18 protein-coding genes are annotated in these 15375 nt (G+C 41.6%); 5 read left to right on the top strand and 13 right to left on the bottom strand.

The window, feature by feature from the left end:
* Window positions 1–179: 179 nt before the first annotated feature.
* The 5 genes from H9649_RS12290 to H9649_RS12270 all read right to left on the bottom strand — a co-directional run bounded on the left by H9649_RS12290 (window position 180) and on the right by H9649_RS12270 (window position 2617).
* Entirely contained in the window at window positions 180–560 is a 381-nt protein-coding gene (locus H9649_RS12290) for a DUF423 domain-containing protein (RefSeq protein WP_191695190.1), read from the bottom strand.
* Between the two features lie 99 nt (window positions 561–659).
* Window positions 660–941, bottom strand: coding sequence for a YwdI family protein (locus H9649_RS12285; RefSeq protein WP_191695189.1), 282 nt, complete (start codon window positions 939–941; stop codon window positions 660–662).
* Complete coding sequence (locus tag H9649_RS12280) at window positions 938–1114, bottom strand: uracil-DNA glycosylase (RefSeq protein WP_191695188.1); 177 nt, start codon at window positions 1112–1114, stop codon at window positions 938–940. Before H9649_RS12280 ends, H9649_RS12285 begins: the two co-directional genes overlap by 4 nt.
* A 47-nt stretch (window positions 1115–1161) precedes the next feature.
* A complete protein-coding gene (locus H9649_RS12275) occupies window positions 1162–1848 on the bottom strand; it encodes a uracil-DNA glycosylase (protein ID WP_191695187.1) in 687 nt (228 codons plus the stop codon).
* Entirely contained in the window at window positions 1838–2617 is a 780-nt protein-coding gene (locus H9649_RS12270) for a DUF4230 domain-containing protein (protein ID WP_191695186.1), read from the bottom strand. The genes H9649_RS12275 and H9649_RS12270 overlap by 11 nt, the downstream gene beginning before the upstream one ends.
* Window positions 2618–2867: 250 nt before the next feature.
* On the opposite strand from H9649_RS12270, the gene thiD reads away from it, so the two are divergent.
* The 4 genes from thiD (at window position 2868) to H9649_RS12250 (ending at window position 6822) form a co-directional block, all read left to right on the top strand.
* Entirely contained in the window at window positions 2868–3701 is an 834-nt protein-coding gene (thiD, locus tag H9649_RS12265; protein WP_191695185.1) for a bifunctional hydroxymethylpyrimidine kinase/phosphomethylpyrimidine kinase, read from the top strand.
* 132 nt (window positions 3702–3833) lie between these two features.
* Window positions 3834–4184, top strand: coding sequence for a YojF family protein (locus H9649_RS12260; protein ID WP_191695184.1), 351 nt, complete (start codon window positions 3834–3836; stop codon window positions 4182–4184).
* A 33-nt stretch (window positions 4185–4217) separates the two neighbouring features.
* A complete protein-coding gene (gene bshB2 / locus H9649_RS12255) occupies window positions 4218–4901 on the top strand; it encodes a bacillithiol biosynthesis deacetylase BshB2 (protein ID WP_191695183.1) in 684 nt (227 codons plus the stop codon).
* A gap of 568 nt (window positions 4902–5469) precedes the next feature.
* A complete protein-coding gene (locus H9649_RS12250; protein ID WP_191695182.1) occupies window positions 5470–6822 on the top strand; it encodes a YjiH family protein in 1353 nt (450 codons plus the stop codon).
* 44 nt (window positions 6823–6866) lie between these two features.
* On the opposite strand, the gene H9649_RS12245 is transcribed toward H9649_RS12250, so the two are convergent.
* Window positions 6867–7811 (bottom strand): L-threonine 3-dehydrogenase, encoded by a 945-nt coding sequence (locus H9649_RS12245; protein ID WP_191695181.1) that lies wholly within the window; start codon window positions 7809–7811, stop codon window positions 6867–6869.
* A 190-nt stretch (window positions 7812–8001) separates the two neighbouring features.
* On the opposite strand from H9649_RS12245, the gene H9649_RS12240 reads away from it, so the two are divergent.
* Window positions 8002–8643: a hypothetical protein gene (locus tag H9649_RS12240; protein ID WP_191695180.1), complete on the top strand. Its 642-nt coding sequence runs from the start codon at window positions 8002–8004 to the stop codon at window positions 8641–8643.
* A gap of 89 nt (window positions 8644–8732) precedes the next feature.
* Here the strand turns inward: H9649_RS12240 and H9649_RS12235 are convergent, their stop codons facing one another.
* The 7 genes from H9649_RS12235 to H9649_RS12205 all read right to left on the bottom strand — a co-directional run bounded on the left by H9649_RS12235 (window position 8733) and on the right by H9649_RS12205 (window position 15330).
* A complete protein-coding gene (locus tag H9649_RS12235) occupies window positions 8733–9017 on the bottom strand; it encodes a DUF6958 family protein (protein WP_191695179.1) in 285 nt (94 codons plus the stop codon).
* 183 nt (window positions 9018–9200) lie between these two features.
* Window positions 9201–10391 (bottom strand): glycine C-acetyltransferase, encoded by a 1191-nt coding sequence (locus H9649_RS12230; RefSeq protein ID WP_191695178.1) that lies wholly within the window; start codon window positions 10389–10391, stop codon window positions 9201–9203.
* A 72-nt stretch (window positions 10392–10463) separates the two neighbouring features.
* Window positions 10464–11573: a hypothetical protein gene (locus tag H9649_RS12225; RefSeq protein ID WP_191695177.1), complete on the bottom strand. Its 1110-nt coding sequence runs from the start codon at window positions 11571–11573 to the stop codon at window positions 10464–10466.
* A gap of 458 nt (window positions 11574–12031) precedes the next feature.
* Entirely contained in the window at window positions 12032–13174 is a 1143-nt protein-coding gene (locus H9649_RS12220; RefSeq protein ID WP_191695176.1) for an ABC transporter permease subunit, read from the bottom strand.
* Window positions 13171–14043 carry an ABC transporter ATP-binding protein gene (locus tag H9649_RS12215; protein WP_191695175.1) on the bottom strand — a complete coding sequence of 291 codons (873 nt, stop codon included), beginning with the start codon at window positions 14041–14043 and terminating at the stop codon, window positions 13171–13173. The genes H9649_RS12220 and H9649_RS12215 overlap by 4 nt, the downstream gene beginning before the upstream one ends.
* Window positions 14043–14783, bottom strand: coding sequence for a hypothetical protein (locus tag H9649_RS12210; protein ID WP_191695174.1), 741 nt, complete (start codon window positions 14781–14783; stop codon window positions 14043–14045). Before H9649_RS12210 ends, H9649_RS12215 begins: the two co-directional genes overlap by 1 nt.
* The gene (locus H9649_RS12205) at window positions 14776–15330 is read right to left on the bottom strand and encodes an RNA polymerase sigma factor (RefSeq protein ID WP_191695173.1); all 555 of its coding nucleotides are present in this window, start codon (window positions 15328–15330) and stop codon (window positions 14776–14778) included. The genes H9649_RS12210 and H9649_RS12205 overlap by 8 nt, the downstream gene beginning before the upstream one ends.
* Between the last annotated feature and the right edge of the window lie 45 nt (window positions 15331–15375).

The raw sequence follows: 15375 nt of genomic DNA, 5'->3' as shown, positions 1-15375 counted from the left end.
ATCGTGGTTGAAAACATTTTATCATAGGGGATGGAAAATGCCTTTTCCTATTTACACAATTATATGGACTCTATCCGCAAAATGCTTTTGACATAGTAAATCCGGCTTTATTACACATTAATCAAATAAAAAAAGCCGATTGGAGAAACATACTCTCTCCCAACCGACCACTTTTTCATTTATTTCCCAAACTTTACCGCCGCAATGATCAACATAATCCAGCCAACGATAAAGGCAACGCCGCCGATCGGTGTAATCGCGCCTAACACGCCGATACCGGACAAGCTCAACACATACAAGCTACCCGAGAAGATAATAATTCCCGCAAGGATCAAATACCCCGCCCAGCTAAGTTGCGTCGACGGTCCAAAGAGCGATGAGCTCATGAGAATCCCGATTGCAAGTAGTGCGATAGCGTGAAACATCTGGTATTGTACAGCTGTCTCCCAGACTGCTAGGTAATGTTCGGACAAGCGGTCTTTTAAAGCATGCGCACCAAATGCACCAAATGCAACAGCGATAGCTGCATTAATCGCCCCTGCGATAATGAAAAATGGCATATAGTCTCCTTCTTTCTCATTAAAGATAAAAATAGTCTTCCTTCATCATAACCGTTCTCGTTTCGATTCACCGTTTCAAACTTGTCGATTCCCCGACAATCAGAAATCGAAGATCGAGCCACCATTCGCGTCTTTCTCAATCAACGGCTTACTATCAAGTGACGTAACTTGCGAAACTGTAGGTTGTTGCATAATCGGCGCTACATTCAACTCTGCTTTCACAGAAGGAGTTTGAGCAACAGCCATTTCACTTCCGAGCACAACTTGGCATAACGAACTGATTGCGTTCAACGCTTCCCGCATCGCCTGTTCGTTGTTTGCGGTTTTTGCAAGGGATAATTGACGTTCCATTTCCACAAGTATCCGTGTAGGTGCAATCATCTTCGGTCAGCCCCTTTCTTCGGTTCGAATTTCAAACATTCCATGCCTGAAGACCGTCTGACAACAGTCGACGGTAGTTCGCGCGTTTTAAATCCATATGCTTTGCAGCCACGAGGCGATTTCGGGTCCCATGTGACGAAAAAGTACTGACAGTTGAAACAGTTTACAGCCATACGATCAACCTCTTTTCCTAGTAACTGTACCACGGAGAGGGAACCTTTTAAAGCTCCGCATCCGTGTGGCACCAGTCAATCGGCTCTTCATTCCACCCTAGCAATACTGCATTTGTTTCCGAAAACGGTCGGCTCCCGAAAAACCCGCGGCTTGCGCTTAGTGGACTTGGATGGACAGATTCGATAATCGCATTCCTCGAGAGGTCGATCAAGCTCTTCTTCTCTTGAGCAGGTCGTCCCCATAAGATGAAAACAACCGGTTCTTCACGTTCAGACAAACGACGGATCACTTCGTCCGTAAAATGCTCCCATCCGTGTTTACGATGTGAATGCGCTTCTCCGTCCCTAACTGTCAGAACCGTGTTCAACATGAGTACTCCTTGTTTCGCCCATCCTGTCAACGTCCCATTTTCAGGGATTTCACATCCAATATCCGTCTGCAATTCTTTGAAAATATTTCGCAGACTCGGTGGAAATTTGACGCCCGGTTGTACAGAAAAGCTTAATCCATGGGCTTGTCCTGGTCCGTGATAAGGATCTTGTCCTAATATGACGATTTTCACCTTATTAAAAGGCGTCAATTTGAAGGCTGTCCACATATCTTCCATCAGAGGATAAACGTTTCGACTTTCGTACTGCTCCTTTAAATATGAGCGCAATCTTGCATAGTATTCTTTCTCGAACTCACCCGCAAGCACGTCATCCCAATCGTTTCCAAAGGGTCTATTCTCCATCTCCAACACGCTCCTTGAACTCGATCGTCACATCATAACCTGCAAATGAAAACATTTCCTTCAACGTTTTTTCAGCATTGAACTGCGCCATTTTCAGCACACCTTGTCCAGTCGCCTCTTCTTCAATAAGTGTTTGTGCTTCATTTGCTAGCTCGTAAGCTTCTTTAATATCCGCTTTCTCACGGAAAACGCCTTCATAGGAATAGACTTCTACATTATCAAAATAGATTTCTGCTCCGCCTAAAAACTCAGCACTTGGCAAAAGCAGTTTCACTGTTTTTTTCTCTTCATCTATCGATACATCCTTTTCCGTCACACTAGACATATCAATTCCCGCTTTAATGGACCCTGGAATAACGACTAACAGTTGCCGTTTCGTGCCGGGAACGTTCAACCCGATGCTTTGGCCAAACAGTTGGTTATCTGTCCTTTCGACAATCACTTTCGTATAAGCTTCAGCTGTCGCCATTTCATTAAGATCCTGGATGCGTTCCAAGAAAACACCTTTCTCTTCAGTAAACGTGCTACCTTGTTTGAGCATAAAAAACGTCACGAAAGGAATTGCTGCTACTAAAAGTATTGCGAGAACTGCCATAAGAATGACCCAGCGCTTCATCGTTTTAATAGGGGAAAACAGCCTTCTCCTCTTGCGGATACTGTTTTTTTCTCGTCCGAAAGCCTCTTCCATCGTCACAGCACTTTCCGACTCAGCCGCCTTCAATTCTCGCAATGCTTTCTCCATCTGCTCGATCTTCTTCCGATTGTCCATGTACACACCACCTTCTATTCAATTAAAATAATTTACCTATAAGTTAACGTTCTTTCATTACAAATCTATCGTTTCATTTGTCCTACTAAGTTGTACGTATAGACTAGCGGAAAGTTTCCTGGCAAACAATACATATGACACAATGCAGGTAAAACGCTTTCCTTCTTTGAAGTCCGACAATTGTAATTGTTCCTGCGCTTTATTATCATATAAGAACGATGACAATTCAATATGAAGGAGATTACCGATTATGACGATGAAGAAGACATTAACAATCGCAGGATCAGATACTTCGGGAGGCGCCGGTATCCAAGCCGACTTGAAGACATTCCAGGAACACGGTACATATGGCATGACCGCATTGACAGTTGTTGTCACAATGGACCCTGACAATAACTGGAGCCACAACGTATATTCATTACCGATTGAAGTACTAAAAGCACAAATCAAAACAGCACTCTCAACAGGCATCGACGCCATTAAAACAGGAATGTTAAGCACTGAAGAAGTCATTAAGACCGCTGGTGAAGCAATCGCGGAATCCGGACTGGATCATGTCGTTATCGATCCGGTCATGGTATGTAAAGGCGATGACGAAGTGTTGAATCCCGGCACTGTAGACGCGATGGTTAAATACTTGTTACCAAAAGCGGAAATCGTCACACCAAATCTATTCGAAGCAGGTCAATTGGCTGGAATGAAAACCCCTTCTACAATCGAACAAATGAAATCGGTAGCTGAAAAGCTTCATTCACTCGGCGCACGAAATGTCGTTATCAAAGGCGGAAAGCAACTGCACCACGACAAAGCGGCCGACCTGTTCTACGACGGCAAAACATTCACACTGCTAGAAGCTGAAAAGACAGATACACATTACAACCACGGCGCGGGCTGTACATTTGCAGCCGCAATTACAGCCAATCTCGCCAACGGGTTCACCGTGAAAGAAGCTGTCATTGAAGCGAAGGAATTCGTTTCCGCTGCAATTGCTAATGGCTGGAAATTGAATGAATATGTCGGCCCTGTCATGCATGGAGCAAAAAGTCGCGTCGGCGCACCCGTAATTACAGAAACTGAAATGTAAGAGTACTACTAGCCGGATATTCCTATTGGATATCTGGCTATTTAAATCCCCTCTATAAGCACGTCAATCGCATTCACTTACTGTTTTCTATATACTTAAGTCATCCGCATTTTTCATGAAGGAGGATTTCACATGCAACCGGTCCAACCAAATCACTTACAAGAACTACTAAATTCCTTTGCAAATAAAGATGTATATATCCACCTCGAAACGACGAATGGAGCTTATGCAGGCCATTTCAAAGAAGGATTCTTTAACGCAGGTGCGTTCATTCGGAACGTTGTCGTCAACTACGAGCTCGGCAAAGTGGCAGGCGATTCACCTCACCGTATTGGACTGAAATTACCATACGGCTGGATATATGCACAAGGAATTACGCACTACACAGTCGATGAAAAAGATCGACTGCTCATGGCTGGACTTGATCCTGAAGGAAAACTAGCTGTTTCACTTGAAATCAGCGAAACACCTTTTACATATTAAACCGTTTGAAAGCAACATTAAGGAGGCTTTTCGATGATAAAAGAAGAACGTCACGTACTCGTCATATTCCCCCATCCTGACGATGAGGCTTTCGGTGTATCAGGAACAATTTCCACTTATATCGAGATGGGTGTACCTGTAACATACGCATGTCTAACGCTAGGTGAAATGGGTCGCAACCTAGGAAACCCACCTTTTGCAAACCGTGAAACATTGCCGCTGATCCGGAAAAAAGAATTGCTACAAGCCGCTGCATCCATGGGGTTGTCTGATTTACGAATGATGGGTCTCCGTGATAAAACAATCGAATTCGAAGACGATGAAAAAATGGTGAAACTTGTCGAGGATTTAATCAATGATACGAATCCTTCACTCGTCATCTCCTTCTACCCAGGATTGTCCGTCCATCCTGACCATGATGCAACCGCGCGGGCTGTTGTCCGTGCAATTAGACGCATGCCTGTAGCGGATCGACCGTCATTGTATACAATCGCATTCGCAAACAACACACTGGAAATCCTCGGTGAACCGGATATCATACACAATGTCGAAGCTGTCGCCGACAAGAAAATCGCTACATTGAACTCCCACGCTTCCCAGACCGTCTGGATGATGCGCGATATGGAAAAACGTCTTGCGGAAAATGATGCCGACGCGTTGAAATGGCTTCACACAGAACGCTTTTATACGTATGATTGGAACAATGATTTCGAATGAACAGCACCTCTCCTTTTGAAATGGGAGAGGTGTTTTTTTGTTTGGAGTGTAGATACTCTTGCGCAACGAAACGTAGGCAGCACGTATCGAAACGTAAACGCTTCGTAACGAAACGTAACGCGCGCAACGAAACCTAGGCAGCGCGTATCGAAACTTAGATGACTCGTATCGAAACGTAAACGCTTCGCAACGAAACGTAGCGCGCGCAACACAACGTAGACAGCGCGTATCGAAACGTAAACGCTCCGCAACGAAACGTAGCGCGCGCATCGAAACGTAGATGACTCGTATCGAAACGTAAACGCTTCGCAACGAAACGTAGGCAGCACGTATCGAAACGTAGATGCCGCGTATCGAAACGTAAACGCTTCGTAACGAAACGTAGACCGGGCGTATCGAAACACAGAATGCATAACACTATGAAAATTCTTCATAAACAAATATTTTTTGAAAATAATAACTGAAAACTACAACATTGTGCTATTATATTTACAATGACTACAAAAATCACTAGAATGTATAATTATACAATATAAACGATACTTTATTCACAAGGAGCGTCATTCACTTGAAAAAACATAGTATATCCACTTGGCTTTTTTTCTTAATACCTTCACTACTCGGTATTTTCTTATTCATGATCCCATTCAAATTTGGTGATGAATGGAAAGTTCCAATCGCTAAATTTGCTGCAATCCTGTCTGGTTGGGTTGAACCAGCAATGCCGATGGCGGCAATGTTCATTATTATAATCGCGGCGATAGGCTCATTTGTATTTTTATTCATCCCGCGTAGTAATTCTAAACCACCCCTCATGGAGAGCTTATTCAAAGTTACACCGTTTTGGACTGTGACACGCATAATCGGAGCGATTTTCGCAATTATGGTGACGTTTAAAATTGGACCGGAAGCAATTTGGAGCGAAAACACAGGCGGCTTACTGCTAGCGCCGGACGGCCTTGTATCATTCCTATTTACAATTTTCCTGTTTGCAGGACTATTATTGCCGTTGTTGTTGAATTTCGGTCTGTTGGAATTCTTCGGAACGATGATGGTAAAAGTGATGCGTCCGTTGTTCAACTTGCCTGGGCGTTCATCTATTGATGCGTTGGCGTCTTGGATTGGTGACGGGACAATCGGGGTTTTATTGACAAGTAAACAGTATGAAGAAGGTCATTATACAAAACGTGAAGCTGCTATTATAGCAACAACGTTTTCAGTTGTTTCCATCACGTTTTCAATCGTCATCATTGAGACGGTCGGGATGGCGAAGTACTTCCTACCGTTTTACGCAACTGTCATTTTGACAGGTATTATTTTGGCACTCATAATGCCGCGTATTTATCCACTCAGAGGTAAAAAAGAAGAATATATCGATGGACGCGAGTTTACCGGTGCAGAGGAAAAGTTACCGGAAGGCTATAACGTTCTCAATCACGGACTTGAGTATGCGCTCGACACGGCATCGAAAAACCGTTCAATCTCAACAATCTTTAAAGACGGCATGAAAAACGTCCTTGATATGTGGATTGGTGTTGCACCTGTAGTCATGGCGTTCGGTACGGTAGCACTTGTCCTTGCCGAGTATACAAGTGTCTTCACAATTTTAGGGAAACCATTCGAACCGATTCTCGCGTTGCTCAATATCCCTGAAGCTGCTGAAGCCGCACAAATGATGGTTGTCGGATTCGCGGACATGTTTTTACCGGTCATTTTGGCGGACGGTGTCATTACGTCACCTATCACACTATTCACGATTGCAACAATATCTGTCGTCCAGCTAATCTACATGTCTGAAGTTGGCGGCCTGATTTTAGGAACTAAAATTCCGTTGAACATTTTGGATTTAATTATCATTTTCTTACTCCGTACATTGATCGCATTGCCGATTGTTGCGGGTGTAGCACATTTATTGTTTTAAAAATAAGACCGTCATTCCATAATAGGATTGACGGTCTTTGTTTTTTAGATTTGCAGTTTAGTCTTCAGTTTTTCAAGCATATCTGCAGTCATCGCTTCCAAATCATACGTCGTTTTAAAGCCCCATTCCGCTACAGCGGCTGATGGATCGATACTGTCCGGCCAACTGTCAGCGATTGCTTGACGGATAGGATCTACATCATAAGACATCTGGAAATCGGGAATATGCTTTTGAATAGATGCTGCGATTTCGCCCGGTTCAAAGCTCATTGCTGTCACGTTGAACGCATTGCGGTGAATTAATTTCGCAGGGTCTGCTTCCATCAAGTCAACGATCGCCTGCAAAGCATCAGGCATATACATCATATCCATGTGAGTACCTTCAGCGATGAACGATTCGTATTTTCCTTCTTCCAGCGCTTTATAGTAAATATCGACTGCGTAGTCTGTCGTTCCTCCGCCAGGTTGCGCAACATAGGAGATTAACCCTGGGAATCGCACGCCACGTGTGTCGAGACCGAAACGATTGAAGTAATAATCACATAGTAGTTCGCCCGCCACTTTATTAACACCGTACATTGTTGTCGGACGTTGCAACGTATCTTGTGGTGAATTCACTTTTGGTGTCGAAGGACCAAATGCACCGATAGAACTTGGCGTAAAGAAAGCCATATCCAGTTCGCGTGATACTTCAAGTGAATTCATGAGGCCGCCCATATTTAAATTCCAGGCGAATAAAGGATCTGATTCCGCTTTTGCAGAAAGTAAAGCTGCCATATGCATCATCGTATCTGCACCAAAGTCTTTCGCCAATTCATGCATACGCTTGCCGTCCGTTACATCGAGAATTTCAAAAGGACCCGTAACTGGCTGTTCAGGTTTCCGGATATCTGTAGATAGAACATTATTTTCACCGTATTCTTTTTGCAATTTAGCAATTAACTCAGAGCCAATCTGTCCAAGAGCTCCGGTAACAATGATTTTTTTCATACTGTACTCCTCCTAGCGGTCAAATGTGTTTATGGGAAGGACACTCTTTTATTTACAGCGTAAAAACGCATAATTATCAATACATGATGATTATATTATGTTCTTCTACGAAACACAACCATGTATATTTTCAGCAAACTTTTACGAATGGAATTCTGTTATACTAGAAGAAAAACATTTGGGGTGCAACATGTTCAGTAAATACATGAGTTATACGATTGTTATTGTTGTAAGTGCTTTGCTCGCTGTCGGTTTATTTACAGCTGGCGTATCGACATGGCTCGTTTTTACGTTGCTTATGGTGTTTACATTCGCTATATCAATGGGCTATCCATTCTATATCATCTACAAATCACGGAATTTAAAACTCATTGGCCGTTATTTGACGAATCATAAAAGCAAACCGATTTTCGGTTATGCGCATGCTCTGGCACACGGAACGGATGAGGACGTCATTCATGCATTGAATCGGATTTTGAAATCCTATGCAAATGCGGAAGTACAAGAAGTGTATAAAGCGAATTTGCTGTTCTTTAAGAAGGATTGGCGAGGGTTAATTGAAGAAGCGAAAACAATGAAGGATCCTGCATATAAGCATTTTTACGCAGGGATAGGCTTTGCAATGACGAGTAATAAGGAGAAAGCATCAGAATGCCTTTCAAAACTTGGAACGCCATGGATGTCTCATTCATTAAAAGCAATCATTGCGGTCAAACGTAATGAGGTGAGTTCATTTGAAACAGAATCTGCGCTTGCGACAAAACACGCAGTCGGTATGCAACGATATGTCGTCCATCACATGTTGAAAAGAATGGCGGAAAAACTCAAATGAAAATTCGATAACGCAAAGAAAGCCCATCTTTTCTCTGAGGATGGGTTTTCTATTGGATATATATCCAATTATAATTCATTACCAATTGATTAACTGGCCCTCTTCACAAACAATTGTCCATTCAGCATCGGACACTCCAGTTGTCCTCTTACTTCAAGATCCGTTACAATCGCTTCCATATACCATTGATTGTTCCCGTCAAATGGTGTCAACCGTTTCATCGTGCGTAGAGCAAGCTCTTCGAATGTAATGACGCCCGCTTCTTGTATAATCATCAGCATAATTTTTTTGATCTTTTCATATCTAAATTTAACAATTGAAGGACCGATTTTCCCGTTCGATTGGAATAAATGAATACTTTCGTTATAGCGCATACTATCATCCTTTACGATTCAATCTTTCTAAATTATTTATTACCCTTTTCCCTATAAAGTAATCATAATGTAATATAAAATAGTTAAAAATAACTATATTTAATTATAGATGTTACCTGTTTTAAACAAAAAACTCCCATACCAGCAATGAATCTTCGCTGATACGGGAGTTGTTACGTAATCTTATGAAATGACGCCTAACTCTTTTCCTACCTTTTCATAGATAGCAAGTGCGTCATCCAGCATTTCTTTCGTATGGGCTGCTGTCGGCATATTACGCACGCGACCAGAGCCCTTTGCCACTGTCGGGAACACGATTGACTTCGCGTAAACGCCTTCTTCACTCAAACGAGCAGAAAACTGTTGCGTCAATTTCTCTTCTCCAATGATACATGGTGTAATTGGCGTTTCTGATACACCGATATCGAAGCCTAGTTTTTGTAATCCGTCTTTCAAATAACGGCCATTTCCCCATAACTTATCATGCAGTTCTGTGGATTCCATAATTTTGTCCAACGCACCCATAATTGCCGCAACGTCGCCTGCAGGGAGAGCTGTCGAGAATAAAAACGGACGTGAACGTACTTTCAGCCAGTCAATGAGGTTTTTCGTTCCAGCGACATAACCGCCGACAACACCGATTGCTTTCGATAGTGTGCCAATTTGGAAGTCAATCTCTTTTTCAAGACCGAAATGCTTCACTGTCCCTTTACCTAATCCTGTTACGCCTGATCCATGTGCATCATCGACATAAGTAATCAAATCAAATTCTTTCGCAATCTCAACAATTTCAGGTAACTTTGCAATGTCGCCGTCCATTGAGAAGACGCCATCTGTAATATACATCAGCTTGCCATACTGCCCTGATTCCTTTGCAGCTTTCGCTTTCGCACGCAAATCGTCCATGTCCTGATGGTTTATACGGATGATCTTAGCTCCAGATAGACGGCAACCATCAATGATGGAAGCGTGATTTAATTCATCCGACAGAATCGCATCTTGCTTCGTCATGACTGCAGAAATAGCAGCCATATTACAGTTGAAACCAGACTGATACGAAATCGCCGCTTCCGTCCCTTTGAATTCTGCAAGTTTCTGCTCAAGCTTTAGATGGATATCAAGCGTCCCGTTAATTGTACGGACTGCACCTGCTCCTACACCGTACTTTTGCGTCGCTGCAATAGCTAATTTTTTCAAATCTTCATCTGTAGCAAGACCTAAATAGTTATTGGAGGATAGATTGATTAAATCTTTTCCTTTAATTTTAATGATTGGACCATTAGGACCTTCTACAGGGTCGATTTCATTGTATAGACCTTGGTCTCGTAATTCTTTCAGGTTTTCTTGTAAATATGCATCGAGAACTTTTGACAAATTGATCTTCCTTTCAAACAGGTGATGCCCCCATTTTAGCATACGAAGACAAAACTAGCTGAAAGAACAGTTTCAACGCTCAATCATTTTCATCAATTCTTGTGATTTTTCATCAAAACTTTTTCGGATCATCGCTTTATCCATCACATCACGCAACCGACTTTCAGCTTGTGCAAAAGCAAGCATATAACCTGTTCCGTCCATAATCTTTTCTTTGTATCGGCTATCGATCTCTTGAATACGCTCTTCGGCTTTCTCGTCCTCTAAACACATGGAAAGGAGATCCAGAATTTCGTCACGAGGGCCTTCCGGATCGTAAGCATGGGGCAATGTCGCATCGAAAATACAAACGGACAACTCAGGGAATAAAACAAGGTCTACACTTGCCGGATCAAGACCGCACCATCCATACAACACATCGATTCCTCTTGACTCCGCTTCTTTCCCGAGCGTCTTCAACATCGTAGACTTCCCTGTTCCCGACAACCCTTTCATCAACAGACGCCTCTTCATACGGCTCGTAATGGAAGGAATAAAATCACGTGCCCCTCCTGGTGCAAGCGATCCTGCAATTCTATGGGAAACGGTCGATTTTTTATGGAGCTTCATCGTGCCGAATAATTCGTTTTTCAATGAAAGGATGAGCTGTTCGTGTTGGGGCCACATCATCCTTTCAATGTTCACATGCTCTTTCTCTTCATGAATCATCTTCGCATCATTCATTGCGCGTAACATTTTAAATAGTGTCTTTTTGGATTCCTGGCTAATTGCTTCTAATTCGGTCGCCTGTGTACGGAGTTTCTCTTTGTCAAATACATCATAAAAACTGATGACCTCATGGCGTCCGCCGAGTTCAGTTGGTTCAAGTGCTACGGGATGGGATGATTGGATAATGAACAACTTGAATTCATTAATGAAAACCGCATCCGTCCTGTCCGGATCTGCCGGATTGTTGAATCGGTCTACATCAAATCCTCTTTTGATAAAGTACGTGGCAGCTTCGTCCAATAAGCCAGAAAGCGCGTTAGTGGGCGGTGCTTTTAAGAAGATTGTCTTTTCAGCGGTGGCAATCAGTGTGTCGTATTTGTGAGCCGTTCCTAGCCCTGTATAGGCTGTCCCCATGTATTCCGTAATTGTGCCGTATATGATAACCATCCTTTCTTTTCGATTGGTTACTTGCATACAACTACCTTATGCCCAACGAATAAAAAAAAGCACGGCTTGTACAATAAATAGGGTGAAACGTTAAATAGTATTCATTTCAATACTAGCACTGAAATGAATACACATTTGGGAATATTTGTATATCATATGTTAGAATTGATTAGAAGTGTGTGGCTTGTTCATTGAACAGATCAGCATCAAATGTTTCTTTGCGCTCCAGACGGCACGTTTTCCAAGCGAGTAACGAAGAACTCGCTTTGCCATGTTTCTGTGCTATTAATAAAAACTAAGGCAGGGGTTTTATTTCTGTGTCCTTTACAGAAATTAAGACAGAGGTGCTCGAAAAGCTAACACTTTGTCTCGCAAAAGCCGTTCTTCGTTACGGCTTTCGCTGATTCCTCCAGAGTCGACCGTCCTTCGCTTCAAGCAACAGAGCGCAATTGTTAGAAAGCACGAATCCTTGTCTTCTAAAAGAATTATACCTCTTGATACTGTTTCATCCGCTGATACACAGCAAAATTAAAAATAATTGCAATCGCCACGAGAACAACCATGGTGAGTATCATATTTTGCACGAAATGAGCGAGGAAAAATTCCGTTTTAGCGCTCATCAGTGTTAAAAAGTCTTTTACCGAATAATTGTTAATTGGAAACAAGTTTAGCAAGTGATAAATGGGACCTCTTTTAATAAGTTGCGTCAATGCTTTCGGCAAAAGAAATAAGCCTAATCCGATGAGTAATGAACTGAACGGCGAACGGGTAGTAGCGGAGACATATAGTGTGATTGCAACGATTGCCAGCAAGCTGAGAAATTGAAGCGCAATCGCTAAACCAAATACTTGTAACTGATTAAGTTCAACTGGAAATCTAAACAGCTCCATAGAGAAGTTTGTTTGAATACTTGTGTCCCAACCAGTGAAGCCGTCATTGTATACGGTAAATGCTCCTAGTGATAATCCATGGATAAAAAGGAATATAAAAAGCGAAATGAATGTGGCGGCTATGATTTTTGCGATGGTCAATTGTTTTCTGCCTAGCCTTGTAGATAATAGGAGCGAATTCATATTTCTCGACGTATCGCTGGAGAATACAAGGCAGCATACTAAAATTGAAAGAATACTTATTAGGAGGAATAACTGGTTTGTGACGTTATAGAGGTCCTTCCATGTCACAAAACTACCCATTGTTAAAGGCTCTTGAAATTCAGTAAAGCCAATTTCCTCTATTGATTTAAGATTGATTTGATCAATTGTAATTTTATCGCCTTGCTTCATTGCATCATTTATCTGGTCGTAGACATTTTCTCCTTCTGCAATAAATGTATTTGCAATTTCCCAGGAGAATAAGTCAAAGCCTTTAGTATTCGCATCATTGCTTTGATAGCTTTCTATGTAATTGGTTAGAACTTTTTTTACTCTTTGATCATTAAACTCACCTGTACTTTTCTCTACAATCTGATGGTACTTTTCAACACCTTCACGGTCAATTCCATAAAGTTGGGCATGATAGAAGCCAACATACAATATACCCGCTAACACAAATAATGAGATAAATAACGCTCCGATAAACGTTTTATTTTGCTTTATTTTTTCCATCTCATACTTCACTATTGTTTTCATCGTCCCGCCTCCATCCTGAAATAATATAGATACAGATCTTCCAATGTCGGCTGCACTTGTTTTGCATCAGGTGTAGGTTTTTCTTTCGAGATAATTCGGAGGACTGTCCTGTTGCCTGCATGTTTTTGGTTGCTAATCAAGTGCACTATCAACATGTCATCGAGCTTATCGTTTTCAATTTCAGTTTCCCAGACGTACCCGTGAATGGTTTCTATCAACTTGGAGGAAGGACCTCTGTTTTCAAGAACTCCCTTATTCAAGACAAGAATTTCGTCTGCAATATATTCAATATCTGAAACGATATGAGTTGAAAGGATAACAATTTTATTTTTAGAGAAGGAACTAATTAAATTCCTGAATCGCACGCGTTCTTTTGGATCCAAGCCAACAGTCGGTTCATCGAGTATCAATACTTCGGGATCATTAATCATTGCCTGAGCAATGCCTAGCCGTTGTTTCATCCCACCAGAGTATTTTTTGATCTTTTTATCTTTCACGTCATCCAAGCCAACTAACTTTAGAAGCTCCAAGCATCTTCTTTTAGCGAAATTTCTATTGATCCCTTTAAGTGCTGCAATATATAACATGAACTTCATGCCGGTAAAGTCAGGGTAATAGCTGAAATCCTGCGGTAAAAAGCCCAATATGGAGCGGAATTCATCTGAATTGGCTCTAATGTCCTTCTCGTTATATGTAACTGTGCCGGTAGTTTGTTTAAGCACACCGCTTATTATTCGAAATAACGTTGTTTTTCCTGACCCATTCGATCCGAGAAGTCCGTAAACACCAGGCGCTAAACAAAGTGAAACGTCATTCAACGCGATTATGTCGTCATAGCTTTTCGTGACATTCTTTAATTCCAGCTGCATTAATAATACGCCTCCCATTTCTTTATCTTCATCACCTCTATTACGATGACGCCTAAAAATACGGCAGATACCGTAAAGCCGAGTCCCCAATACACCATACTGAATTCATAAATGTTAAATACATTTATTGCAATAACGGCACCCATAAGAATAAGTCCTGAGCCTACCCAGAAAACGAAAGAGGTTAGATGATTCCTCCAAAAGGTGAACAAGGAAAATAGCACGATGCACGTTATATTAAAAGGAACTAATAAATATAAAATGATCTGCCAGAACGGAATCGCAACGACGCCTTGGCATATAAGGGCAAGACAGATGATTATACATAAATCAGCTACACCAAAAATTTGCAGTTTAGTAATTGTGTGCTGACGCAAGTCATATTTCAGTGTCTGTTCTAATTCCCACATGCCTGAAGTAAAACTTTGAAATAATTCTTCGGTAAAGAAAATCGTTGAAAAAATGATTGAGATTGTTACACATTGAATGATCAGTATAGACGGCTCATTATTGATCGCCTTAGTAATGAAAAATGAGGTTAAAAGGAGCAGGGAAAATTGGACAAGCCACGTACGCATTCTCGTGAATCTTAAGGTTGAGCAAAACAGGTTGAACAGAGAATAGTGGCGAAGCTGGTTTTGATTAATTTTTTGCTTTCCTAACTCAATGACCAGCTGTTTCTGTGCTTCGTCTCCTTTGATTTCATTGCGTGCCCATTTTTTAATCGTTTTGTTATCCATTCATAAACTCCTCTCTATCAAGTAATTGATTTAACTTTTTTAATCCCTGATTAATCCTTGATTGAGAAGTGGCAACACCTACACCCATAATTTTAGCAATGTCTTTCACTTTTAAATCATGGTAATATTTTAGGATCAGCGCCTCTCTTTGAATATCGGGAAGTGTATTTAATGCGATTTGCAGCTGGTTAATATTTTCCTGCTTAATTAAATGATTGATTGTCACTTCTGAATCGGAGTGTAATATGGTTTCATCCAACTCAAACTGCGTGAGTTTCTTTTTCCGGTAGTAGTTATTGCATACATTGACGGTAATCGTAAATAAATAGTTAAAGAACTTTCCGCTAAACTTATAACTATCCATGTTTTCGACCACTTTCAGAAAGATATTCTGCGTTAAATCCGTGGCCAAAACCCGGTCCCCTAAACATCTTCGTACGCAAAACGAAAAGATTTGATCATAATACTTCGTAACAAGAGCTTCCCACGCTTCTGTGTCACCCATCTTTATTTTCCGAATCAATATGTAATCTTCAATCGTCTTCACCTTTCATAACACGCCCTTACCTCTTCACAAGAAAAATACCCTTCA

The organism is Sporosarcina quadrami, from assembly GCF_014836615.1.
Classification (GTDB): domain Bacteria; phylum Bacillota; class Bacilli; order Bacillales_A; family Planococcaceae; genus Sporosarcina; species Sporosarcina quadrami.
This window is presented reverse-complemented; position numbering and strand designations above follow the sequence as displayed.

Bases quoted from the DNA above. Each gene is read 5' to 3' on its own strand.
- H9649_RS12290 (WP_191695190.1), bottom strand. From the start codon at position 560: ATGCCATTTTTCATTATCGCAGGGGCGATTAATGCAGCTATCGCTGTT.
- H9649_RS12285 (WP_191695189.1), bottom strand. From the start codon at position 941: ATGATTGCACCTACACGGATACTTGTGGAAATGGAACGTCAATTATCC.
- H9649_RS12280 (WP_191695188.1), bottom strand. From the start codon at position 1,114: ATGGCTGTAAACTGTTTCAACTGTCAGTACTTTTTCGTCACATGGGAC.
- H9649_RS12275 (WP_191695187.1), bottom strand. From the start codon at position 1,848: ATGGAGAATAGACCCTTTGGAAACGATTGGGATGACGTGCTTGCGGGT.
- H9649_RS12270 (WP_191695186.1), bottom strand. From the start codon at position 2,617: ATGGACAATCGGAAGAAGATCGAGCAGATGGAGAAAGCATTGCGAGAA.
- thiD (WP_191695185.1), top strand. From the start codon at position 2,868: ATGACGATGAAGAAGACATTAACAATCGCAGGATCAGATACTTCGGGA.
- H9649_RS12260 (WP_191695184.1), top strand. From the start codon at position 3,834: ATGCAACCGGTCCAACCAAATCACTTACAAGAACTACTAAATTCCTTT.
- bshB2 (WP_191695183.1), top strand. From the start codon at position 4,218: ATGATAAAAGAAGAACGTCACGTACTCGTCATATTCCCCCATCCTGAC.
- H9649_RS12245 (WP_191695181.1), bottom strand. From the start codon at position 7,811: ATGAAAAAAATCATTGTTACCGGAGCTCTTGGACAGATTGGCTCTGAG.
- H9649_RS12240 (WP_191695180.1), top strand. From the start codon at position 8,002: ATGTTCAGTAAATACATGAGTTATACGATTGTTATTGTTGTAAGTGCT.
- H9649_RS12235 (WP_191695179.1), bottom strand. From the start codon at position 9,017: ATGCGCTATAACGAAAGTATTCATTTATTCCAATCGAACGGGAAAATC.
- H9649_RS12225 (WP_191695177.1), bottom strand. From the start codon at position 11,573: ATGCAAGTAACCAATCGAAAAGAAAGGATGGTTATCATATACGGCACA.
- H9649_RS12220 (WP_191695176.1), bottom strand. From the start codon at position 13,174: ATGAAAACAATAGTGAAGTATGAGATGGAAAAAATAAAGCAAAATAAA.
- H9649_RS12215 (WP_191695175.1), bottom strand. From the start codon at position 14,043: ATGCAGCTGGAATTAAAGAATGTCACGAAAAGCTATGACGACATAATC.
- H9649_RS12210 (WP_191695174.1), bottom strand. From the start codon at position 14,783: ATGGATAACAAAACGATTAAAAAATGGGCACGCAATGAAATCAAAGGA.